At 40.8% G+C, this 21,998-nt stretch carries 20 protein-coding genes; 10 read left to right on the forward strand and 10 right to left on the reverse strand.

What is annotated here, in order from left to right; translation table 11 throughout:
* Window positions 1-17 precede the first annotated feature (17 nt).
* Both ACOQO5_RS06625 and ACOQO5_RS06630 read right to left on the reverse strand, forming a co-directional pair.
* On the reverse strand, window positions 18-3,236 hold the full coding sequence (locus ACOQO5_RS06625) for a tail fiber domain-containing protein (RefSeq protein WP_420580905.1): 3,219 nt from the start codon (window positions 3,234-3,236) through the stop codon (window positions 18-20).
* 221 nt (window positions 3,237-3,457) lie between these two features.
* A complete protein-coding gene (locus ACOQO5_RS06630; protein ID WP_420580906.1) occupies window positions 3,458-4,057 on the reverse strand; it encodes a ribonuclease HII in 600 nt (199 codons plus the stop codon).
* A gap of 211 nt (window positions 4,058-4,268) precedes the next feature.
* On the opposite strand from ACOQO5_RS06630, the gene ACOQO5_RS06635 reads away from it, so the two are divergent.
* The 4 genes from ACOQO5_RS06635 (at window position 4,269) to ACOQO5_RS06650 (ending at window position 7,593) form a co-directional block, all read left to right on the forward strand.
* Entirely contained in the window at window positions 4,269-4,898 is a 630-nt protein-coding gene (locus ACOQO5_RS06635) for an L-threonylcarbamoyladenylate synthase (RefSeq protein WP_420580907.1), read from the forward strand.
* Between the two features lie 94 nt (window positions 4,899-4,992).
* The gene (locus tag ACOQO5_RS06640) at window positions 4,993-6,180 is read left to right on the forward strand and encodes a phosphoglycerate kinase (protein ID WP_420580908.1); all 1,188 of its coding nucleotides are present in this window, start codon (window positions 4,993-4,995) and stop codon (window positions 6,178-6,180) included.
* Window positions 6,181-6,404: 224 nt separating this feature from the next.
* The gene (locus ACOQO5_RS06645; RefSeq protein ID WP_420580909.1) at window positions 6,405-6,989 is read left to right on the forward strand and encodes a porin family protein; all 585 of its coding nucleotides are present in this window, start codon (window positions 6,405-6,407) and stop codon (window positions 6,987-6,989) included.
* 118 nt (window positions 6,990-7,107) lie between these two features.
* On the forward strand, window positions 7,108-7,593 hold the full coding sequence (locus ACOQO5_RS06650; protein ID WP_420580910.1) for a hypothetical protein: 486 nt from the start codon (window positions 7,108-7,110) through the stop codon (window positions 7,591-7,593).
* 5 nt (window positions 7,594-7,598) lie between these two features.
* Here the strand turns inward: ACOQO5_RS06650 and ACOQO5_RS06655 are convergent, their stop codons facing one another.
* Window positions 7,599-9,296, reverse strand: coding sequence for a pseudouridine synthase (locus ACOQO5_RS06655; protein ID WP_420580911.1), 1,698 nt, complete (start codon window positions 9,294-9,296; stop codon window positions 7,599-7,601).
* Between the two features lie 284 nt (window positions 9,297-9,580).
* Between ACOQO5_RS06655 and ACOQO5_RS06660 the strand changes: the two genes are divergently transcribed.
* The gene (locus tag ACOQO5_RS06660; protein WP_420580912.1) at window positions 9,581-9,826 is read left to right on the forward strand and encodes a GIY-YIG nuclease family protein; all 246 of its coding nucleotides are present in this window, start codon (window positions 9,581-9,583) and stop codon (window positions 9,824-9,826) included.
* Between the two features lie 286 nt (window positions 9,827-10,112).
* A complete protein-coding gene (locus ACOQO5_RS06665; protein ID WP_420580913.1) occupies window positions 10,113-10,418 on the forward strand; it encodes a GIY-YIG nuclease family protein in 306 nt (101 codons plus the stop codon).
* Window positions 10,419-10,685: 267 nt separating this feature from the next.
* On the opposite strand, the gene ACOQO5_RS06670 is transcribed toward ACOQO5_RS06665, so the two are convergent.
* The 3 genes from ACOQO5_RS06670 to ACOQO5_RS06680 form a co-directional block, all read right to left on the reverse strand.
* A complete protein-coding gene (locus ACOQO5_RS06670; RefSeq protein WP_420580914.1) occupies window positions 10,686-11,255 on the reverse strand; it encodes a hypothetical protein in 570 nt (189 codons plus the stop codon).
* Window positions 11,248-12,063 (reverse strand): N-acetylmuramic acid 6-phosphate etherase, encoded by an 816-nt coding sequence (gene murQ / locus ACOQO5_RS06675; RefSeq protein WP_420580915.1) that lies wholly within the window; start codon window positions 12,061-12,063, stop codon window positions 11,248-11,250. The genes ACOQO5_RS06670 and murQ overlap by 8 nt, the downstream gene beginning before the upstream one ends.
* A 235-nt stretch (window positions 12,064-12,298) precedes the next feature.
* A complete protein-coding gene (locus tag ACOQO5_RS06680; RefSeq protein ID WP_420580916.1) occupies window positions 12,299-13,141 on the reverse strand; it encodes an N-acetylglucosamine kinase in 843 nt (280 codons plus the stop codon).
* 289 nt (window positions 13,142-13,430) lie between these two features.
* On the opposite strand from ACOQO5_RS06680, the gene ACOQO5_RS06685 reads away from it, so the two are divergent.
* Window positions 13,431-13,994, forward strand: coding sequence for a hypothetical protein (locus ACOQO5_RS06685; protein ID WP_420580917.1), 564 nt, complete (start codon window positions 13,431-13,433; stop codon window positions 13,992-13,994).
* On the opposite strand, the gene ACOQO5_RS06690 is transcribed toward ACOQO5_RS06685, so the two are convergent.
* Genes ACOQO5_RS06690 through ACOQO5_RS06700 form a run of 3 tightly spaced genes read right to left on the reverse strand, consistent with a single transcriptional unit; the run spans window position 13,995 to window position 17,068 of the window.
* Window positions 13,995-14,228, reverse strand: coding sequence for a cytochrome b5 domain-containing protein (locus tag ACOQO5_RS06690; RefSeq protein ID WP_420580918.1), 234 nt, complete (start codon window positions 14,226-14,228; stop codon window positions 13,995-13,997). It abuts the gene before it with no gap.
* Complete coding sequence (locus tag ACOQO5_RS06695) at window positions 14,228-16,615, reverse strand: endonuclease MutS2 (protein WP_420580919.1); 2,388 nt, start codon at window positions 16,613-16,615, stop codon at window positions 14,228-14,230. The genes ACOQO5_RS06690 and ACOQO5_RS06695 overlap by 1 nt, the downstream gene beginning before the upstream one ends.
* A gap of 3 nt (window positions 16,616-16,618) precedes the next feature.
* Window positions 16,619-17,068: a DUF4296 domain-containing protein gene (locus ACOQO5_RS06700; RefSeq protein ID WP_420580920.1), complete on the reverse strand. Its 450-nt coding sequence runs from the start codon at window positions 17,066-17,068 to the stop codon at window positions 16,619-16,621.
* A gap of 53 nt (window positions 17,069-17,121) precedes the next feature.
* Here ACOQO5_RS06700 and ACOQO5_RS06705 point away from each other — a divergent pair, with 53 nt between their 5' ends.
* From ACOQO5_RS06705 to ACOQO5_RS06715, 3 genes are read left to right on the forward strand one after another with little or no spacing between them, the layout of a single operon-like run.
* Window positions 17,122-18,000, forward strand: coding sequence for a DUF58 domain-containing protein (locus tag ACOQO5_RS06705; protein WP_420580921.1), 879 nt, complete (start codon window positions 17,122-17,124; stop codon window positions 17,998-18,000).
* A complete protein-coding gene (locus ACOQO5_RS06710) occupies window positions 17,993-18,886 on the forward strand; it encodes a hypothetical protein (protein WP_420580922.1) in 894 nt (297 codons plus the stop codon). The genes ACOQO5_RS06705 and ACOQO5_RS06710 overlap by 8 nt, the downstream gene beginning before the upstream one ends.
* A complete protein-coding gene (locus ACOQO5_RS06715; protein WP_420580923.1) occupies window positions 18,879-19,931 on the forward strand; it encodes a vWA domain-containing protein in 1,053 nt (350 codons plus the stop codon). Before ACOQO5_RS06710 ends, ACOQO5_RS06715 begins: the two co-directional genes overlap by 8 nt.
* 12 nt (window positions 19,932-19,943) lie before the next feature.
* Here the strand turns inward: ACOQO5_RS06715 and ACOQO5_RS06720 are convergent, their stop codons facing one another.
* Window positions 19,944-21,908, reverse strand: a complete 1,965-nt coding sequence (locus ACOQO5_RS06720) for a tetratricopeptide repeat-containing sensor histidine kinase (protein WP_420580924.1) — start codon at window positions 21,906-21,908, stop codon at window positions 19,944-19,946.
* Window positions 21,909-21,998: the final 90 nt, after the last annotated feature.

Below are 21,998 nucleotides of genomic sequence, written 5' to 3' on the forward strand. Positions count from 1 at the left end.
AACAATCAAACAATCAATTATCGAGAGACAGTGGCTTGGCTAGCCTCCATAGTTTGCTTCGCTAATAATTTTTGTATTAAATCAATTTTGATTTCAAGCTCGTCTACTTTGGTGAGTTCTGCCTTCAATTCTGCATTTTCACCTTGTAGATTTGTCACTTGCTCGGATAGCTCCTTCACCGCTTCGATCAATACAGCTGTCAAGGCCGCGTAGTTCACAGACTTGTAGCCTTCGTCATCGGTTTTTACCAGTTGAGGGAATACCGCTTCCAGTTCTTGAGCCAGTACGCCTACTTGCTCTTCTTTATTGGTGATGCCTTTTTGCTTGGCGGCCAGCTTGTTCCAGTTGTACGTGTAGCCGTTCAGCTGCTGTGTTTTCGCTAAAGCTCCGTCGATAGATTTTACGTTTTTCTTGAAGCGAGCGTCGGAGGATGAATTAAAACCATTAGGCGACTCGAAAAAATTAGCCCAAGCAGTTCCCTGAAAAGAAGCATCGCCATTGTTTCCGTTGAGAAACACCTGCTGTGTATCTCCTGAATACATTTCGAAAACACCTCCTCCCATGTTGTCGTAATTCATCACAATTCCATTAGAATAGGCATTTTGTCCCATATTGATACCTCCAGCACCAATCCCCATTCTACTATCATTGTCACCGTTTGACTCAAAACTACCTGCATGCACGTTTCCATTGAACGAAGCATCGCCATTCTCACCATTCAAAAAGACGGTTGTCAGACCGTTTCCTTCACCGTCATCTGTAGAATTTTTAAGACCAAGGATACCAAAACTACCGCTGCCATAATCTTTTACTTCGAAATAGGCTCGTTGTTTATCTCCAGTCGACAATCCATCATCAGTGCCTGATAGATGAACAAATCCTCTTTGATCTCCGTTATTCCCTTCCCAAGTTTGGGCACCTATGTTAACATAATCGTGTCCATTGCTTCCAAAAACACCTTCGCTAAGGCCATGAATTCCATGTGAATCCATACTTAGTTCTGAACCATCTAATCCTCTCAGCCAGAAATATCCCTTCTCATCCTGAATTCCCAGGTCAACTAAATGCTCACCATTAGCCAATTCCATATAAAATTCAGGACGACCTGCCCAGAAACCAGCAAGAATAGCTCCTTCACCGTCAGCTCCAGTATCATCATAATCAACCAATTGCATGAAGCCATTATTTCCAGTATTACCAAACCATCCTGTATTTGCTCCTACATCATTATAGGCATACATCGACCCTCCACTGAAATCACCCATGCGGATTGATTGGTCTCCATTGGCATTATTTATACTAAATCTACCATTATTCACTACTAAATCTCCTTCGAAATAGCCAGCGTAGTTTTCTTCTCCACCATCGGCTAGACCATAAACACCATAATTAATACCTGAACCAAAAGCTTTTCCTGCTACACCAGTATTTTCAACTTCAGTTCCTGTACCAGCATTAGATATTCCGTGTACACCAAAATTCCACACGCCTTCTGTCCCATAGTTGGACCCTTCTACACCTGTGTTGTTCCAGGCATTTCCTGAAGAACTTCCTTCAACACCAAAGTTGATTGAACCTTCTCCATAACCTTGGCCTGTATCACCATTTCCTGCTCCGGTGGCATTACCAAAAATCCCATGATTGTATTTACCGCCTCCTTGGCTGACTCCTACAACACCTCTATGTTTTCCTTCACCTGTACCAGTTGCCACGCCGTAAACCCCTGTTTGATGCTCTCCGTTACCAGTTAGTGACTCTGCATAACCTTCGACTCCTGAGTTCCAGCCAGTAGTTTTAGAAATACCTTCAACAGCCGAGTGTCTTCCAGGTTCAGTACTTTCATTTACCGAATTTAGAGTGTCTGGCAGGGTCGTCAAAGAAGTCAGAGACTCACCATTAACCATCAACTCTCCATCAACATTCACATCACCATCAAAATAGCCTGCCCAATTTTCTACTCCTCCACTAGCTGAAGCACGAATACCATAGTTTGTTCCTGTAGTAGCATAGGCATTAAAAAATCCTCCATAGTTATTATTTCCTGCATCGCCATTCGCAATACCTTGTACGCCAATATTGTCCTGTTGATTTCCGTATCCCCAAAAATCACCTCCACGATTGGCCGAATAGCCCTCTCCTTCTGGTCTTCCAGGACCATGAGCGTCCGCTCTAATACCATTGTTTTGTCTACCTGCTGCAGAAGAGGCATCTATTATCATACCGTAATGTCTCCCAGAGCCATCGCCAGATACGACGGATGACATAGTCACCTGATCATCTGTTTGTCCAGACTCCGACGTACTCGATTGCTCTAAGCTGCCTTCTGCAGAAAATGTTCCTGTTACTTTAACATCACCATCAAAATAACCTGCCCAGTTTTCTTCACCCCCATCGGCAAGTCCATAAACACCATAATTAATTCCTGAACCAAACGCTTTTCCTGCCACACCAGTATTTTCAACTTCAGTTCCTGTACCAGCATTAGATATGCCGTGTACACCAAAATTCCAAACTCCCTCTGTGCCAAAGTTCGACCCTTCCACACCTGTGTTGTTCCAAGCATTTCCCGTGGCATTACCTTCTACACCAAAGTTGATGGAGCCTTCTCCATAGCCTTGACCTGTATCACCATTGCCAGCTCCCGCTGCATATCCTTTCAAACCGTGGTTGTATTTGCCTGCTCCGGCACCATAACCCATGACTCCGCGGTGATTACCAGTACCATCTCCGGCAGCTTGTCCATATAGACCATTTTGGGTATCCACATTACCTGCACCAGAAACAGCAAAACCTTCTACGCCCGTATTTTGGGTTAAAGACTGAGCTACTCCTTCAAAAGCAGCAGTTTGAGCATCTCCAGCACCATCAACCACTATAGTCAATCCATTGAACTCCGTGCCATCCTCATCAAATGTTCTTTCGATTTGTCCTGGGATGTTCTTACCTACGATGGCCTCACTAATGTAGGGAGCATGCAAATCCACGATAGCCACGTCGGTTCCGCCTATATTGACAACCACTTGAGGTGTCTCACCAGTGGTGAACATATCATCTGGAAATGGTGTTGTTTCCCCTAAAACTACTGCGTACACACCTTGCGTGACGCTTACGTTTTCATGAGTTTCTGTCCAAACGGGGTCAGCAATTGTAAAGGTGATATTCACAGTACCTTGGACTGCAGTACCACTTTGGTATAATGTTCCCTGGAAAGGAATCCTCTGATTTTGTGCTGACAAATTTGAAATTGATAACAATGTTAGACATAACATTGCTAAACCTATGTTGAAAAATTGCTTCATAATTCTGGTTTTAAGTGTTGCTAGACATTAATTCTTTGATCAACAAAAAAGCAGAATCAGTGAACAAATTGAAATACTCAGAAATGAGTATTTATAGTCATCAAAATTAGTATAGTACAACTTTTACTTCTAAAAACATAAATTATTCCACTGATGGATTAAAATAATTCAAGTTGCTCTGGCAATAGCCGAAAACTCATTCGATGATGAGGAGTCACACCAAAATCACGAATCGCTTGACGATGGGCCTTGGTTGGATAGCCGGCATTCGACCGCCACCCATATTGAGGAAATTGATTGTGCAGATCGATCATCAATTCATCCCGATACGTCTTCGCCAGCACAGAAGCAGCCGCAATCGAATAGTACTTCCCATCTCCTTTAATAATGGTTTCGTGTGGAATGTCGGTGTAAGTTTTAAACCGATTACCATCAATCAGAAGCAATTCAGGTCTGGTGTTTAACTGATCCACCGCACGATGCATCGCGAGAAAGGAAGCATTCAAAATATTGATTTCATCAATTTCAGTGTGAGACACTACACCAATCGCCCAGGCAATCGCATCAGATTTAATCTCTTCCTTAATGTCATTGCGCTGCTTTAGGCTAAGTTTTTTGGAATCGTTCAAGACTTTGTGCTTGTAATCAACTGGAAGAATCACTGCTGCTGCAACTACAGGCCCGGCCAGACAGCCACGTCCCGCCTCATCACATCCAGCTTCTATCGCGTTTTCTTTAAAGAAAGGAAATAATGGCATACTTCAAAAATAGGAATCTTGCCAATGACCACCCTACAACTTGTTACTTTTTTAATTCCAGCCAACCTTAAATCTCCTCCCTAGAGGAGACTTTCATAATAGACTTCACTACTAAGACAACCTCCATTCGTTCAAAAAATCAGAAGTATATCATTAGATAAAAACTCCTATTTTCAATGTATTCTGTACCTTCGCATTTCGTTTATTCAAAATGGCAAAAATAGGAACTGACATATCGCATGCCGCCGCATTGCTCAAGGCTGGAAAGCTAGTAGCCGTACCTACCGATACGGTCTATGGACTGGCTGGACACGCACAAAAAACGGAGACACTTCAGGAGATTTTTTTGGTCAAAAAACGCCCACAAGACAAACCCTTGATTGCACAAGTAGATCATTTAGAAAAGGCAGCGAGTTTTGTGAAAAACATACCGAATGATGCTCGCATATTAGCAGAAAAATATTGGCCTGGGGCACTTACATTAATATTTGAGGCAAACGAAAACGTATCGCCGATCATGGTGTCCGGAGGTACCACCATGGGGCTCAGGGTTCCTGATCACGCAATGACATTGGAGCTACTAGGGCAATTGGATTTTCCGCTTGCTGTCACAAGTGCTAACCTAAGTGGACATGAGAGTCCCACTACAGCCGAGGAGGTAGACGAACAAATTGGTGATAGCATCGAATATATTCTGGATGGTGGGCCTAGTGAGATTGGATTGGAATCTACGATTGTAGGGTTTGAAAATAAAATGCCTGTAATCTTCCGAAAAGGGGCAATTTCGAAAGAAGAGATTTTGGCAACGCTCAATTTAAATTTGAGTCAGAAAGAGAATTAAAATGAACATTAATAATAAATAACCGCATGACCCAAGAGACAGCTTCACTGTCATGATTGCTATAAAATTTATTAGATAATAAACACGAATTACAATGAACACACTTGATCAATTCAACTTTGAAGGCAAAAAAGCCTTGGTGCGTGTAGATTTCAACGTGCCTTTGAATGGCGAATTTGAAATCACTGATGACACCAGAATTAAGGCGGCCACACCTACCATCAAAAAAATATTGGCAGATGGCGGATCTGCCATTTTGATGAGTCACTTGGGGAGACCGAAAAGTGGACCGGAAGAAAAATTCTCTTTGAAGCACCTGGTAGCTACACTATCTGAAAGATTTGGTACTACCGTCAAATTCGCAGATGACTGTATAGGTCAGGAAGCTACAGATTTGGCAGCTGGCTTACAAGCAGGTGAAGTGCTTTTGCTCAACAACCTGAGGTTCTACAAAGAAGAAACTAAAGGCGATGAAGCTTTCGCTGAAAAGCTATCTAAGCTGGGAGATGTGTATGTCAATGATGCCTTTGGTACTGCCCACAGAGCACATGCCTCTACTACTATTGTGGCTAAATTTTTCACCGACAAAGTTTGTGGCTATGTGATGCAGGCAGAATTGGACAACGCTGAAAAAGTATTGAACAACCCGGACAGACCATTTACAGCCATTATGGGCGGAGCGAAAGTTTCTGATAAGATATTAATCATTGAAAAATTATTGGACAAAGTAGACAACTTGATCATCGGCGGAGGTATGTCCTATACTTTCACCAAAGCCAAAGGTGGCCAAATTGGGAATTCACTTTGTGAAGATGACAAGCTGGAGTTGACTAAAGAGCTGGAAGCTAAAGCCAAAGAGAAAGGTGTGAATTTGTATCTACCTGTAGACAACAAAATCGCTGACGATTTCAATAATGATGCAAAATCTGACATCGTAGATGCAGACAAAATTCCTGACGGATGGATGGGGCTTGACATCGGTCCTGAAACGGTTAAAATATTTAGCGAAGTTGTAGCCAATTCTAAAACGGTACTTTGGAATGGCCCAATGGGCGTTTTTGAATTTCCAAATTTTGCGAACGGCACAGAGTCTATTGCTGAGGCTGTGGTAGTAGCTACTGAAAACAATGGCTTCTCATTGATCGGAGGTGGAGACTCTGCCTCTGCGATCAACAATCTGGGCTACGGTGACAAGGTTTCTTATGTATCTACTGGTGGTGGAGCCCTCCTTGAATACATGGAAGGCAAAGTATTGCCTGGCGTGGCCGCGTTGGAAGATTAATTCCAAAATAAACGAATTAAGCAAAGCCTTTCTGATTGTTCAGGAAGGCTTTTTTTTGTATCAGAATGTGGAAATTAAAACTCCCGTTTTATTACAAAAAATATATAAACAATAACTCGATACTATATACAATATAAATATATAGATTGCGAGCATAATCGCAACTGATAAAGATTATCAGAATGCACAACAACAAATTATATTAATTATTAAAAATCAATCAAATGAAAAAAGGATTATTTCTTCTTTGTGCTATTTTAGCATTCAACTCTCACTCTTATTCTCAAGTTCATGATTCAGGAGATCTTGAGATTATTCCTAATATCGGTTATACTTCTTCCTATCTTAATGGTGAAAATGTATCAAGCTCAGACCGAAGAGGAACAGTACGAGGAGGTATTATTGGCGACTATTACTTTAATGACAGATGGAGTATTAGAACTGGCCTTTCTTACATGAGTCTTGGAGCTAAAGATAGTTTCGAAGAATTAAAAATAAACTACATTAACATTCCAATAAATGCAAATTGGCACTTTGGGAAAACAAGAAGGTGGAATTTGAACTTTGGCCTTACACCTGGGTTTCTTATTGGAGCAAACCTTGATAGTCAGGATGTTAAAGAGAGTTTTGAATCAATGCAACTTGGTATAACTTATGGCATTGGTTATAAAATTGGAGTTTCTGAAAATTTCAGCTTTCTAATTGATTGGCAAGGATTAGTCGGAATTACTAAAATTCTGAAAACTGATGACCCATCTTGGTACAATGCAGCGGGAAGCTTCAACTTAGGAGGAGTCATTTCATTCTAACTAATCAATACAGTAAAAAGCCTTTCTGATAATCTCAGAAAGGCTTTTTTGTTTACATCTCCTTGATAGCTCAACCCGATTCTTTATTTTACAACTCTTAATACCAAACGCCGAAACTATGAAGTGGATTTTAACCTTACTGTTTGTTCCTGCTTTTTTCACACTCCAGGAGGTTCAAGCTCAATCACCTACCCCAACCACTGATCTTGATGGTAAATATTTCTTGATGAATCCTGAGCGATCTCCAAAAGGTGGTACTACCCAAGAGATGCTAGTACAGTATGTAGAACGAAATGGGCAAAAAATGCTGGTAGCTGCTGCCTGTGAAGACGGATGTACACCCATGGTATTCTCCTATCAACCCGCGCCTAGCGAAACGCTTGGTGCCCCGGTTTTCTACAACAGTTTTGGCTACTACATGCTTTCGTACGAAGGGGACAGTTTTATTTCCGTTATTCCTGACACACAGCTGGGCAAAGACGTTTGGCGATCGATCAGATACAGTAATTTTTATAGCAAAAGTGCTGAAAAATCTAGTTCTATGACTGCCGATAAAATCAATGAAATAGCGATTGAACTTTCCAATAAAGCACTAGAAAACTAAGAAGTCTAAAATTCAGGATCTAGTCTGAAAGTCATTTCTTCTTTCGTGACTGGATGCACAAATGATAGCTCTGCCGCTTGCAAATGCAAACGACAATCTGGTTTACCATACAAATCATCTCCTACCATAGGAGTATTAAGACCATCTTGATGAGCCACATGAACGCGCAACTGATGTGTTCGTCCGGTTAAAGGCCAAAGGTGTACAAGTGTTCGGCCGTTTTCTCTTTTAATAACCTTCCATTTTGTTGTAGCTGGTTTGCCATGTTCAAAACACACCAGCTGTCTGGGGCGATCTTCTATGTCTGGCCGAAGCGGCAAGGATATGGAACCCGCTTCTTCTTTGATCTCTCCTTCAAGTAAGGCTACATATCGCTTTTTGATTGTCTTGGCCAAAAATTGAGCCTGCAAATTTTTGTGGGCTTCTTTGGTTTTTGCCACAAGCAAGAGACCAGATGTCGCTCTATCCAAGCGATGAACTAACAATGGACCAGTGGCCTCTGGGTATTGTTTTTCCATTCTTGCCAACACAGAATCAGCATTGGTCTTTCCCGGCACACTTAAAAATTCGTGGGGTTTATTGACTACTAAAATATAATCATCCTCAAAGACAGTTTCCAATTTTTTACCTTCAGTGGAAACACTTGTCATGGGACTTTCTTCTACATCCAAGCCCTCCAACATGTGCGCCAGGATCGGCTCACACTTGCCTTTGCAAGACGGGTAGAAATATCCATGTTTTCTTACTTCAGATTTTGGCGACTGCCCCCACCAAAACTCCGCCATTGCCAAGGGTTTTAGTTCGTTCAGAAAGGCATAATGAAGCAACTTAGGTAGCGCACATTCTCCTGCACCTGATGGTGGAATTTTAAAGTCCGTTTCCGCAAATATATCAGCCAAGCCTTTGGTCTTTCTATCGACGTTCAAGAACTGATATTGATCAAATATCCAATGCTGCAAATCATTGGACATCTGACGTCTTTTCTTTTTCAAAGTTCTTGCCTTCTCCTCCCAAACCAGAAACGCTGCTTCCTTTTCAGCCAGCTCTACCTTCCATTTCCTAATCAAATCCTTGCTTTGGTAGTGCATTTGCATGCTCTCAGCTTTCAACTCTTCATCCAGACTTTTGAACGCCTCATTAGTCAGCTTTTGCCTTCCTTCTTCTCGTTTATGGCCTCTTAGCTTCTTCGCTTCTTTCTGTCTTTTTTTTGATTCAGATAATTCAGCGGTTGATGCATTTTGAGCTGCCTCCCATTCGGCATTAACTAGCTGATACTCGGGCGACTCCAATAATCTAAACAGCTCTTGATTGACTGCTTCAATGGCTTTTTCACCTTTACGATAATGGCTATCCACAGCCAGATAGTCTACCACCGGTGGAACAAAGCCAGGCAGATGATGTGCATCGGCCAATTTACCTGAGAAGGCAGACAAAAAACCAATCTCGCTCGCCTCATTTTGCACCAATAACACACCGAACATCTTTCCTACGTTTACTCCATCGACCCAATGATCAATACCAAAATCATGTTGCCAATCGGTTTGCGTTTTCAAAGTTTCCTGAAGTTGTTCGGCTGCAAGCTTGCACAAAGGATGTGGCTCATAAAAGAAGGGATACGTGAACTGCTCAGGCAAAGGAATGCCTGCAATATTCTTGTTAAATCTCGTGAATTGTATGCCCTTCTTTGTCGCTGTTTGACTCATGGATGGCAAAGGTAGGCGGAATGGGTTAAAAATGTTCATTTTAAGAATGTCCTCCTTCGAGGACCTCTGGATGACAAAATCGAGGACCTGGGCGGTGAACCGCTCAGACTGACAATACTAAATGTATTCATAAACTTTGTCACCCTGAGCAGGGTCGAAGGGCGACAAGTGGCACACCCGAACTTTTGTCAGTCTGAGGCACTCGAAGACTTACAATTGGTACTATCGAAATTAATCATATTAAACAGCTAACCCTCATGGTTCTTCTTGATTATCTTAGCTACATGACTACCAACCAACCTTACACCGTCTACATCTTGAAATGTGCGAACAACAGCTACTACACGGGAGTAACTAGTGACATTGAGCGCAGAATTTGGGAACATGAAACCGGTTTTCATCCGACGAGTTATACCTATCACAAAAGACCTATTCAACTCGTATTTCAAGACATTTTGGAGATATCAATCAAGCCATCAGCTTTGAAAAGCAAGTCAAAGGCTGGCGCAGGGAGAAAAAGGAAGCACTAATCAATGGCCAGTGGGAAAGACTGCCTGAGCTTTCTAAGAGATACACTAAAGAAAAATAGGTGCGGAATGCCGTCTTCGAGGACCTCAGACTGACAGCTTCGAGAACCTCAGGATGACAAAACAGATGGTGCATTTTATTTTGTCACCCTGAGCAAGGTCGAAGGGCGACAAGAGGCACACCCGAACTTTTGTCAGTCTGAGGCACTCGAAGACTTACAGTTGGCACTCTCGAATTAATCATATTAAACAGCTAACCCTCATGGTTCTTCTTGAGTATATTAGCTACATGACTACCAACCAACCTTACACCGTCTACATCTTGAAATGTGCAAACAACAGCTACTACCCGGGAGTAACTAGCGACATTGAGCGCAGAATTTGGGAACATGAAACCGGTTTTCATCCAACGAGTTATACCTATCACAAAAGACCTATTCAACTCGTATTCCAAGAACATTTTGGAGATATCAATCAAGCCATCAGCATTGAAAAGCAAGTCAAAGGCTGGCGCAGGGAGAAAAAGGAAGCACTAATCAATGGCCAGTGGGAAAGATTGCCGGGGCTTTCAAAGAGATACTCTAAAGAAAAATAGGTGCGGAATGCCGTCTTCGAGGACCTCAGGATGACAAGTTTGAGAACCTCAACACGACAAGTTGATTATGTGATTTATATTTTGTCACCCTGAGCGGATCGCCGCCCGGGCCTCAAAGGGCGACAAGTGGCACCCTCAACCCTTGTCCGCTGAGATTGGTCGAAGGAAAAAAGGGGGCACTATTAAAATTCAATCCCATATCGGAAAATTGACTTTTTTGGATAACGAAACATCTTTTTCACCAAAAATGGACGTTTATACTTAACGTCACATCCCCAACCTTCGCATCACCAATTCATCTATTCTTTGGCATAGCGTAAGCGGTTTGAGTGTACGCCAATTGGTGATTTCTAGTGGGCCACCGAAGTTGATGTATCCGTCTACGTTGTAGTTGTTCATCTCTTCAATCACAAAGTCGCGGAAGCCCATACCTACGATCCAACCGTCTTCCACATCTTCGAGCCACTCTTCGTAATAGCTATCGTCTGAGCCATGGAAGTTGAGCACATTCTCTCCTATGAGGATGTATTTATTGATACCTTCGAGTTGAAATTCGTCTATGATATTTCTTTTGAGATGCATAATGTCGTTGTTTACTGCATCGTTCCATTCGCCAATAAACTCTAGCACGGCATAGCCTTGCTCGTAGTCGACAAATAACATCTTTACGTACAAGGTTTCAGAACCGAGATAATCCCACCCCGGATCTATATAGTAGCCATAGATTGTTTCCGAATACAAGTCATAATTATATTCTTTGCCATGAAAGGGAGACAACGTATCATTGGCCGATTCATAATACTTTAACCAACCGCTATAGGGCTCGATGTTATGCATCCAGATGGTTGTGATGATCAATAGCCTTTCGAACAGAGCCTTGTGAATTAACGAGTTCCTCCGACCTTGTTCGGTTCAGACCTGTTTCTTCCATTACCATGCGAATGGCACGATCCACTAACTTATCATTACTCAGTTGCATGTCCACCATTTTGTTTCCTTGTACATGCCCCAACCGAATCATTACTGCAGTAGAGACCATATTGAGAACTAACTTCTGTGCTGTTCCGGCTTTCATTCGTGTACTTCCTGTCACAAACTCTGGTCCTACAATTACTTCTATGGGAAACTGAGCAGTTTCGGCTAGCTTACTGCCTTGGTTACAGGTGATGCACCCCGTCACAAGACCCTCCTCATTGGCTTTCTTCAATCCTCCGATCACATAAGGAGTTCGTCCAGACGCTGCAATACCAATAAGTACATCCCTATCAGAGATTTCAAATTCCAGAAGATCATTCCAAGCCTGATCAGGATCATCTTCGGCATTCTCTACAGACTTTCGTATGGCTCCATCCCCTCCTGCAATCACGCCTACCACATGGCCATGAGGCAACCCATACGTGGGAGGAATCTCTGATGCGTCTACTACACCTAGTCGACCGCTGGTTCCAGCCCCGATGTAAAACAAACGACCACCTTCCGACATTTTCTTCACAATCTGAGCTACAAGTGCTTCAATGGCTGGAATGACTTTTTCAACAGCTAGAGGCACTGTTTGATCTTCCTTGTTGATATTGGTCAACAATTCTGAGACCGACATGTGCTGCAGGTTATTGTAATTAGATGGAGATTCCGTGGTACTGCTCATTCTTCAAAATTGAGGCAATCGATTGGGAAAGAGAAGAGATTCTCATTTTTATTGTTTGATAGAAACAATAACTGCACCGTCAAATCCCCCTAGCCCCCTTTTTCTAAGGGGATATTACTTGCCGCACCAGTTGCGGCATCTGCTTCTTGAACAGCTGTTGCTGAATCAGATAGATCGCGCAACAAGTGCGCGAAATCTCCCTCTTGGTGAAGAGGGTTGGGGAGAATGAAGATTCTTACTTCTTTGGCTGATGGTACTGCGTCAGACCGTCAATTGGACCTACCACAATATCTTTGATATTGATACCTAAATCAGTCCCAACCTTTCTTAAAACGTCTTCATAATAGAAAGCCACAGAACCAGTAAAATGAACTGGTGTATTCTTGAAATTAGTGTATTTCATCACATTCAATTCCAAGAATCTTTTGAATGCATCGTACACCATCTGATAAATCATTGAATCTTGCAGATGCTTGTGAATGAACTTAGAAAAGCTAGATAAGTATAAAATGGGCATGTGATGATGATAGATATTATTCAAAATATCCGGGGCTTCTAGTCCAAATTCTTCATCGAACTGGTTACACACCTCTTTGGGTAATTCTTTTTTAAAGTAATGCTTCAGAAACTGTTTACCCAAATAATTCCCACTACCCTCATCGCCTAGAATATAGCCAAGAGACCTAACGTTTTCTACAATACCAATTCCATCGTATAAGCAAGAGTTTGAACCTGTGCCTAAAATACAGGCTATCCCCTCTTCTATACCACAAAGTGATCTAGCTGCAGCTAGCATATCATGGTTGATTTCAATTTTAGCATTAGGAAACAACTGCATAAAACAATCCCTGATCGTCTGCTTATTCCTAGCTGACGAACATCCTGCACCATAAAAGTAGACTTCGCTAAATGGGGCATCGATATACTCGATCAGCCCCATACGCATAACTTCTAAGATACCTGCAGCATCCAAGTAATATGGATTGATCCCGCCCGAGCGAGCGTGAAATACGTTTTGTTTGGAATCAATGATCCTCCATTCCGTTTTGGTGGAGCCACTTTCTGCTATTAGAATCATACCGTTCTTAAGGATCGATGCACCGTTAGTTGAACATCAGATTCGAAAATAACAAATTCTAGAAGATTCATTGAGCTTGTCGACAATAATTGAATATTTTTTGAAACCTCTGTCTTATCCCTTTCATTTCGGTTAACGCTATAGAATGGCACTTTTCGAATGATAGCAAAATGGTTGTTTGTCGTCTTAGAGTAGTTATTGGTTCACAATACTGGGGTTCCATTTGCAAACAGGTAACCAATCGTCGTCATTTGAGTATTACTATCCTAATTGCAGAACAAATAAAGCTATGAAATTCAAACTCAATAAAACTCTAGTCCTACTACTATTCACTTTTAGTTCAGTGCATGGACAACAATCGATTGATTCATTCGATCCTTTGCCTATTCTACATACTTTCATCGGAGAATGGACGGGTAATGCTACCGCTTATTTTCCTCGAGATAGCTCCCGAGCAACCAGATTCGAAACCATCCAAGCTGTTGGAAAAAAAATACTCAAGGGCACTTATGTCGAAATAAGTTCTACCTGGAAGCAAAAAAATGGAAGCACTAGAGAGCTATTGGAGTTACTTAACTATCACGTGCGCAAAGACAGCTTTCAAGTATTGTATTTGTATGACAATTGGCCGGGAAGAGTGGACTATCCACTGTCATTCGACAAAGAAACACGAACTTTTAAGGGCTATGATACATTTATCGCGCGTGGTGGGGTTCCGGCAGAAGAAAAAGTAGAATGGGTGATCTCAGAAGACGGGAATGAAATTCGGGGCACAGAGTATAATCATCTATCTACAGATCCAGAAGGGTATTGGCCGAAGACTTTTGAATATGTACTTCGTCGAATAGAGTGACTAACCCAATTTTCCAATTACATCAAACTTATCAAACACTTTTTCTGTATGTGGAGCATCAACCAGCTCTGGAGTCAAATCTTGCCCGGCCCAATGTTCATAATGTTTTCCATCTCTCCACATTCTTGAAGCAGTGACATCATAGATTTTTCCTTTGTACGCTACCCAGATTTCGTCACGATCCTGACCGTTTCGGAGTGCAAGTTGTTGGCGAGAGTATGTGGGTATGCTCATTAGTTATCAAGTGTAACAACAGTGATGCCAGCCCCACCATGCTCCACATGTTCGTCTTTAGCACTAATGACTTTATGATTCTCTTTCAGCACATTTCTTACTAACTCGCGAAGTATGCCATGTCCTTTACCATGCAATATTTTCACTTCTGCATGACCAAGGAGCAGTGCTTCATCCACATAATACTCCACCTTGCCGATAGCCTCTTCGGCTCTGACACCGCGAATATCCAAGGTAGCACTGAAGCTCGCCATTTTATCATTTAGATTGATGCCCGTCATTTGCTGCACACGCTTTTCGGCCGATTTCTTGAATTCCTTTGACGATATTTTCACAAGGTCAGCCAGCTTCACTCTTGATTTTAATCCTCCCAACAATAGTTCGACCTGCTTGCCTTTAATACTTTCAACCTCACCCACAGCACCAGATTTCAATTGTACCTTATCACCTACCGCGATCGGACTAGTGTCGATCACTTTTTGAGGTTCAACTTTTTCCTTGCCCCTTACTACTTTGTTTGCATGATCCTTGAGCGCTTCACGAGCTTGTGCAGTCCGCTTTTTATCCGCTTTGGATTCTTTAATCGCCTTGATTGTGGCCTCTACTTTTTTGTTTGAAGACTCAATGACCCTGGCTGCCTCAGCTTTGGCATCTTTCAGTACTTTAGCCTTTTCCTTCTCCAGATACTTCTTTAGATCATCATAATCCTTGATGGCCTCTGTCAATCTTTTATTTTTGCTGTCTAATGCCTTTTTGTCTTTTGCAATTTGATTTTTCTCAGATTCTAATTCGCTCAGCAATCGATCAAATTGTACATGGGATACACCTGCCTTTTTCTTTGCCCTATTGAGCATTTCGTGGTTTAATCCAATTTTTCCAGCGATCTCCAAAGCAAATGAGCTACCGGGCTTGCCGATTTCCAATTCATACATCGGCTCTAGCCTCTTGACATCAAATTTCATAGCGGCATTCACTATTCCCTTTTCTTTATCTGCCACTTTCTTCAAATTGCCATAATGCGTGGTAATAGCACCAAAAGCCTGGGATTTGTTTAATTCCAATAGTACTACTTCGGCAATTGCTCCTCCAAATTGTGGTTCCGTACCGGTACCAAATTCATCAATAAGAAAAAGAGTATTTCTAGTAGACTGCTCCAGAAAATGCTTCATGTTAGTCAAATGCGAACTATATGTACTCAAGTCATTTTCAATAGACTGTTCGTCGCCTATATCTATAAAAACGGATGAAAATGTCCCGAACTCCGAACTTTCTGAAACCGAAACTGGCATTCCGCACTGCGCCATATATTGCAAAAGGCCAATCGTTTTTATGCAGACAGATTTACCTCCGGCATTTGGGCCTGAAATCAGCATGATCCTTTTCTCCCTAGACAAGGCCAAGTTTAACGGCACAATCTGCTTTTTTTGCTCATTTAGCGCGGCTTCCAAGATGGGGTGGCGGGCCAACTGCCAATTGATTTTTTGCTGTTTTGACAACTCGGGGCAAGTACAATCAAAGTCAATCCCAAACTTTGCTTTGGCTCGGATGAAATCCATTACACCGATCACTTTTATCCCTTTGCGTACTTCTGGTAAATTCTCACGCAATTCATCAGTTAGCACCGTCAGTATACGTACGATTTCTCGTCTTTCAGCATATCTGAGTTCTCTGATTTCATTATTGATTTCCAGCGCTTCAGCTGGTTCCAAATACACCGTTTGACCAGTGGCCGATTCATCATGTACGAATCCCTTGATGTGTCGCTTATGTTCGGCTAAAACAGGGATCACCATTCTACCCTCTCGGATGGTCAAAGCCGGTGACTCCGGACAATAGCCGTGCTTATTAGCTTCCTTCAATATCTTATTGACGGCCGTTCGTGCTCGTACCTGACTTTTTGATATTGCACTTCGAATCGACATCAGCTCGTGACTGGCGTCGTCCTTCAGTTGTCCTTTTTCGTCAATTTTCTTGTCCAATGCTAAATACAAAGCATCGTCCAATTCTATGTGTTCCACCCTGGAAGCCAAAACAGGATAGTCCTCTTGATGCTCCTTGAAAAATTTCAACATTTTGAGCAGCGTTTCCAGTACCAATTTAACTTCAAAGAAATCCTCTTCATCGAGAAAACTACCAGGCACTTCAGATCGTTTCAGTGCTGGAGATATGTCCGTATAGTTGGCTTGTGGAAATGAAGATCCGCTAGTGAGTATTTGAATAAACTCTCGCGTCTGATCCATCCATTCATTTATCTTGGGTGTATTCGTAGACAGGGTTAAACGATCTACAAAGTCCTCCCCAAGCGTGCTTAAACAGCGGTCTTTGACCAATTGCCTCACTTTGTCAAAACCTAATTTGACCTCAATATCTTTAGGGTAATAGTTCAATTTCTATTTTTTAAATAGCGAATCTTTGGATATGGAAGGAGAATTCATCATTCTATTGTTGACTGCCAAAGAGTCTAAACTGGGTTTGAAATCAGCCACCTGAGCCAATTCGCTTTCTTTTTGATACCCTCTTTTTTGGATCAAATTCAAACTATCAACAACTACAGAATAAATCTGGTCTAATTCTCTCGGTCTGGCTAAATAGTGTTGAAAACTTCTTTCATATTCTTCTTTTGTGATATCATTCAAATCAAATATTTCTTTCTCCAATGTATTGAAAACGGCAAAGGATGAATCATTAGTGATCCGAAGCTTATCCACTCGAGCCTCCAGAATATGAATATCAATAAGCAACTCAATCATCTTCGAAGGTGGTATTACCTCTACATCATTAACCGTCTGATTACATCCGAATCCCACGATAACATTTATTAACAAAAAATATTTTTTCACAAACCCAAAGTATTAAGTAATGGCTTAATTTTAGCGCCTCAAAAGTACAATGAATGAAGGACATCCTCAAGAAGCTTAGAAAATACGAAATTAGGATCCGGAAGGCTATCAACTCCCAGATGCAAGGAGACTTTCATTCTATTTTCAAAGGGTCTGGGCTAGAATTTGATGATGTTCGTTCCTATCAATATGGAGATGATGTACGGTCGATTGACTGGAATGTTTCCGCCAAAGGTCATGGAACTTTTGTAAAGACATTTAAAGAGGAGAAAGAGCAAAACGTATTCTTCATCCTGGATGTTAGTGCTTCCCAGAATATTGGAAAAGAAGGACAGCAAAAACTAGACATTGGTAAAGAGATTTGCGCTTTGCTTTCTATTTCGGCCATAAAAGAAAATAGTCAAGTTGGTCTTATTTGTTTTTCTGATCAAAAAGAAAAATACGTTAAGCCTGGCAAAGGATTGAAGCACTCATTTAATATTGTATCCAACGTGTTTAATCTGAAACCAAAGTCTAAACAAACAGATTTAGCCAAGGGAATTCATTTCACCCTAAATTTACTCAAGCGCAAAAGCGTCGTTATTCTCATATCAGATTTCGTAGACGAGAACTATGAGCATGACCTTAAGGCCTTAGCCAGAAGACATGATCTGGTGGTCATCCAAATATCTGACAAAAGGGAAACTACATTTCCAAACCTAGGAATTGTACCATTGCACGACCAGGAAAGTGGTAAAACGGTCTGGAAAAACACCTCGTCAGGTGCTTTCAGAAAACTACTAGACAAGACTTATGGAGATAGGCAACAGGATTTAGAGAAATTTTGCTTAAGAAATCAAGCCAACTACACCAATATCCGCACTGATGAGGACTATGTACCAAAGCTCATCCGATTGTTCAAAGTCAGAAATAAAATGAGGAAAAGTGGGTAAAAAAATTGCTGCAGGCATATTATTCAGCTTAGTATTTTCATTCAATTACGCTCAGGAAATTTCTCCCTTTGGAAAATTCCTACAAGACAGTGTAATGGTGGGTGAAGAAGTACAGTATTCTCTTTCTGTGAAATATCCACTGGATTGGCAAGTAGTGTTTCCTGATTCAACACACGATTTCGAACCTTTTGAATATTATGCCAAAAGCTACTTCCCTACCCGTACAGATAGTACGCATGCTTTTGATAGTGCTGTTTATACATTGGCCTCTTTTGAAGTTGATTTAGTTCAAAAACTTCAACTACCCGTTTATTTATTAAACAGTAATGACAGTACCATCATTTTATCCAACACGGACTCTCTCTTTTTGAAAGAGCTCGTGACAATGATGCCAGATTCGTTGAAATTCAAAGAAAACGTATCTTATCAAACCGTTGAATACGCTTTCAACTATCCCTACTTGATGATTGGACTTGGGGTTTTGTTGATTCTGCTAATAGGAACCTACTTCTTATTTGGTCATAGCATCCGTAAAAAGGTGAAACTTTACCGAATGAGAAAAGCCTATGAAAAATTCTCCATGGAGTTTGAACGCGGTATTATTAGAATTAAACAAAGCGAGACGAATGCAGATTTGATCGAGCAAATTCTAGTTTCTTGGAAAAAGTATATGGAAAAAATCGAAGACCGACCTTTCACCAAATACACATCTAAAGAGATATTGAAAGTTGGATTTGAAAAAGAGTTGAAAGTTGTCCTCCAAACCATTGATCGAGCTATTTATGGGGCCATCGACGACGACGAAATGCACAAAAATTTTGAGGCTTTAGAGGATTTTACTTTGGAAAGATATCAGCATAAAATCAAGGAGGTGAAGCATGGGTGAACAACAGGGCAACACTGCGAATTGGTTTTCTATAGAATGGTTCAAACCAGTCACTTTTTCTAATTTTCAATGGGAAAACCCAATCCTGTTTTATGCATTTCTATTGATTCCCATTTTCGTGCTGGTCTGGTGGGTCTGGAGCTTGAGCAAAAAAAAGAATCTGGCCATAGCACTGATCAGAAAAGATATAAAATGGAGCGCCTCCTCATTACTTAGACATATACCTAGTGTTGTTTTTTTAATCTTCGTTTCTCTAATTATAGTTTCATTGGCTAGACCACAAAAAACAAACGAGAAGGTGGAGCAGTGGACAGAAGGTATAGACATTATGCTTGTCATTGACATATCGGAATCTATGCAAATAGAAGACTTCAAGCCCAATCGGCTAGAAGCAGCGAAAGATGTGGCCCGAAAGTTTATCGCCGGCAGATTCCAGGACAGAATTGGGTTGGTTGTATTTTCTGGGGAGGCATATTCTAGATCTCCACTCACATCAGACTATGATTTATTAGGAGAGTATATCGATGGCATTTCTTTTGATCTGATTGAAAAAGGTGGGACTGCCATTGGCAGTTCTCTGGCTGTGGCGACCAACAGAATGAGAGAATCTGATTCCAAGTCTAAGGTGATGATATTACTCAGTGACGGTGACAATACAGCTGGAAACATCGACCCTATTACTGCAGCAGAACTCGCCAGTGCTTATGACATTAAAATTTACACTATTGCGATAGGAAAAGAAGGAAAGGTACCTTTTGGCAAGGACTTTTTTGGCCGCACCCGATATGTGGAAAACACGCTCGACGAAACTACCCTGAGGAAAATCGCTGAAATTGGTAGTGGCCAGTTTTATAGAGTATCGGACAACAAAGCACTGGAAAGTGTATTTGCACTTATTGACAAATACGAAAAAGCCGAAATTAAAGAAAATCGATTCCGGGACACTACTGATTTCTACCCCATTTACCTCAAATGGGCCATTCTTTTCTTTTTGTTATGGATGATGCTGAAATCTACTTTCGTCAGCAACATATTGCAGGACTAAAAAGCTCATAATTCACTCGGCGGTAGCAGGCAGAAAAACAGAAAATTTCGTTCCTATATTTTCTTTACTCTTTATCTTAATGTAACCATTAGATTTTTGAACGAATTCTTTTATCAAATTCAGCCCCAATCCAGTTCCTTTTTCATTCGCCGTGCCACGAGTGGTTTGAATTTGGTTTGTCTTTACTAACAACTCGGCCCTTTCTTTTGACATTCCAACGCCTTCATCTTTACATCTCAACTCAATCATGGCTCGTCCAGTTTTTTTACTTATTATTTCTTTGGCGCTCAGCTCTATAGCTCCTCCTGTTTCAGAGAATTTAATCGCATTAGAAATCACATTTCTTAATATCGACAAAAAAGCTTTTTGATCAATGTACACTTGCAAATAGGGTTGAATGTTGTTTTCAATTATGACGTTTTTGAATTCGATTTGAGGCATGAATAATTCCAGAGTATCCTTGACCATTTCTCCTAACACTACATTTTTAGGATGAAAATCCAAACCATCTTGCTGAGCAACTGACCAAGAAATGAGGTCATCCGTTAACTGAACTACTGAATAAGTACAATTATTCAATTCTGAAAGCACTTTGTCTTGCTCCTTTTGGTTTTGTGCGAACCCATCTTCCAACATGTGTACAAGCATTTGCAAATTACCCAACGGTGCTTTGATGTCATGTGCAATAAAACCAAACAGCTTGTTTTTTGTTTGATTGGCTTCATCCAATAGCTTTTTGTTTTTATAAAGTTTTACGAATAGTAAAACAACAATCATTAGAAAAATCAATAAGCTTATCACTATGGCATATTGCAATCTGATTTGAGCTTGTTTGGAATCAATTTCTTTAGCTTTCAATGCATTTTCTTGTTGCAAGTATAAATTTTCTTGCTCTTTCTTTTCGAATTCAAATTGCCCCATAATTTGCATGAGTTGCTTGTTTTGATTCGAAGTATTTAAAGAATCCTTTGCAATGGCATATTCTTTATGAACCTTGTATGCCTGGCTAAATTTACCTTCCAATTCAAAACACTTTGCTTTTAAGCCCAGTACAGTTGATTGCTCTCGCATTTCTCCTGTGAGTTGTATCAATTCCAAACTTTTGTCAAATCGCTTGTGCGCTCTTGAGAATTGCCCCAATTTCATGTGACATTCTCCTGCGCAATAATTCACAAAAATCAACCCCGAGTTAAAATTATGCCTAGTCAATATCTCCTCGGCAACTGATAAATATTCAAGCGCAATTTTGTAGTCAGACAAGTTGAGATACGCCTCTCCTATATTTGCGTTGGTGATTCCTGCATCCAATTCATTACCTATTTTTTGATTGATGGATAAGGATTTTAGATAATATTTAATGGCTTCTGAGAACTCTTTGTTGAATGATCGAATCACACCTTTGTATTCATAAGAGCTTGCCATTCCCACGGAATCTTTTCCATTGATAGCTATTTCAAGAGTTTCTCCGTAGATCTCACTTGCTTTGCTTAATTCGCCTGTACTCACATAAATTCCACCTAATATATTTGACGCACTCACCAAATTTGCAGTATCCCTAGCTGATCGAAAAAATTCAATGCTTCTTAATATATTTTGAATAGAATTGACGTTATCCCCGTACCGCCAAAGGACATGTGATTGTCCCATTAAAGCTTTGGCTGTTTCTTCAACTATATGGTGATCTTCAGCATATCTTAGCACAAGCTGGTAACTTCGATTAGCTTTTGTGAAATAACCTTGTTTGTAATAAATATCACCAATCTGATTATGGATTTTTAGAAATGCTGTTAGACTACTATCTCCATGCTTGAATAATAATGCCTCCTGATAATAGTCAATTGCACAATCAAAATTCAACACTTGGGCACAGGAATCTGCTTTTGCTATGATAGCATCTGATGGGGTACTTGCATATATACGAAGAGGATATATGTTAAAAACCAATAATACACTCAAACACAGAATGCTCCTCTTCATAGCTAATTTTAAAATTCAATTGATAAGAATTTACTCAAAAAATAGTAAAACCTAAACAATCCTTAATTGAACATTTGCTTCTTCAAAGCT

Source organism: Reichenbachiella sp. (assembly GCF_965223055.1).
Taxonomy (GTDB): domain Bacteria; phylum Bacteroidota; class Bacteroidia; order Cytophagales; family Cyclobacteriaceae; genus Reichenbachiella.

Bases quoted from the DNA above. Each gene is read 5' to 3' on its own strand.
- ACOQO5_RS06690 (WP_420580918.1), bottom strand. From the start codon at position 14,228: ATGAGCATACCCACATACTCTCGCCAACAACTTGCACTCCGAAACGGT.
- ACOQO5_RS06645 (WP_420580909.1), top strand. From the start codon at position 6,405: ATGAAAAAAGGATTATTTCTTCTTTGTGCTATTTTAGCATTCAACTCT.
- ACOQO5_RS06680 (WP_420580916.1), bottom strand. From the start codon at position 13,141: ATGATTCTAATAGCAGAAAGTGGCTCCACCAAAACGGAATGGAGGATC.
- ACOQO5_RS06640 (WP_420580908.1), top strand. From the start codon at position 4,993: ATGAACACACTTGATCAATTCAACTTTGAAGGCAAAAAAGCCTTGGTG.
- ACOQO5_RS06635 (WP_420580907.1), top strand. From the start codon at position 4,269: ATGGCAAAAATAGGAACTGACATATCGCATGCCGCCGCATTGCTCAAG.
- ACOQO5_RS06630 (WP_420580906.1), bottom strand. From the start codon at position 4,057: ATGCCATTATTTCCTTTCTTTAAAGAAAACGCGATAGAAGCTGGATGT.
- ACOQO5_RS06715 (WP_420580923.1), top strand. From the start codon at position 18,879: ATGGGTGAACAACAGGGCAACACTGCGAATTGGTTTTCTATAGAATGG.
- ACOQO5_RS06720 (WP_420580924.1), bottom strand. From the start codon at position 21,908: ATGAAGAGGAGCATTCTGTGTTTGAGTGTATTATTGGTTTTTAACATA.
- ACOQO5_RS06685 (WP_420580917.1), top strand. From the start codon at position 13,431: ATGAAATTCAAACTCAATAAAACTCTAGTCCTACTACTATTCACTTTT.
- ACOQO5_RS06660 (WP_420580912.1), top strand. From the start codon at position 9,581: ATGACTACCAACCAACCTTACACCGTCTACATCTTGAAATGTGCGAAC.
- ACOQO5_RS06655 (WP_420580911.1), bottom strand. From the start codon at position 9,296: ATGAGTCAAACAGCGACAAAGAAGGGCATACAATTCACGAGATTTAAC.
- ACOQO5_RS06705 (WP_420580921.1), top strand. From the start codon at position 17,122: ATGAAGGACATCCTCAAGAAGCTTAGAAAATACGAAATTAGGATCCGG.
- ACOQO5_RS06650 (WP_420580910.1), top strand. From the start codon at position 7,108: ATGAAGTGGATTTTAACCTTACTGTTTGTTCCTGCTTTTTTCACACTC.
- murQ (WP_420580915.1), bottom strand. From the start codon at position 12,063: ATGAGCAGTACCACGGAATCTCCATCTAATTACAATAACCTGCAGCAC.
- ACOQO5_RS06665 (WP_420580913.1), top strand. From the start codon at position 10,113: ATGACTACCAACCAACCTTACACCGTCTACATCTTGAAATGTGCAAAC.
- ACOQO5_RS06670 (WP_420580914.1), bottom strand. From the start codon at position 11,255: ATGCATAACATCGAGCCCTATAGCGGTTGGTTAAAGTATTATGAATCG.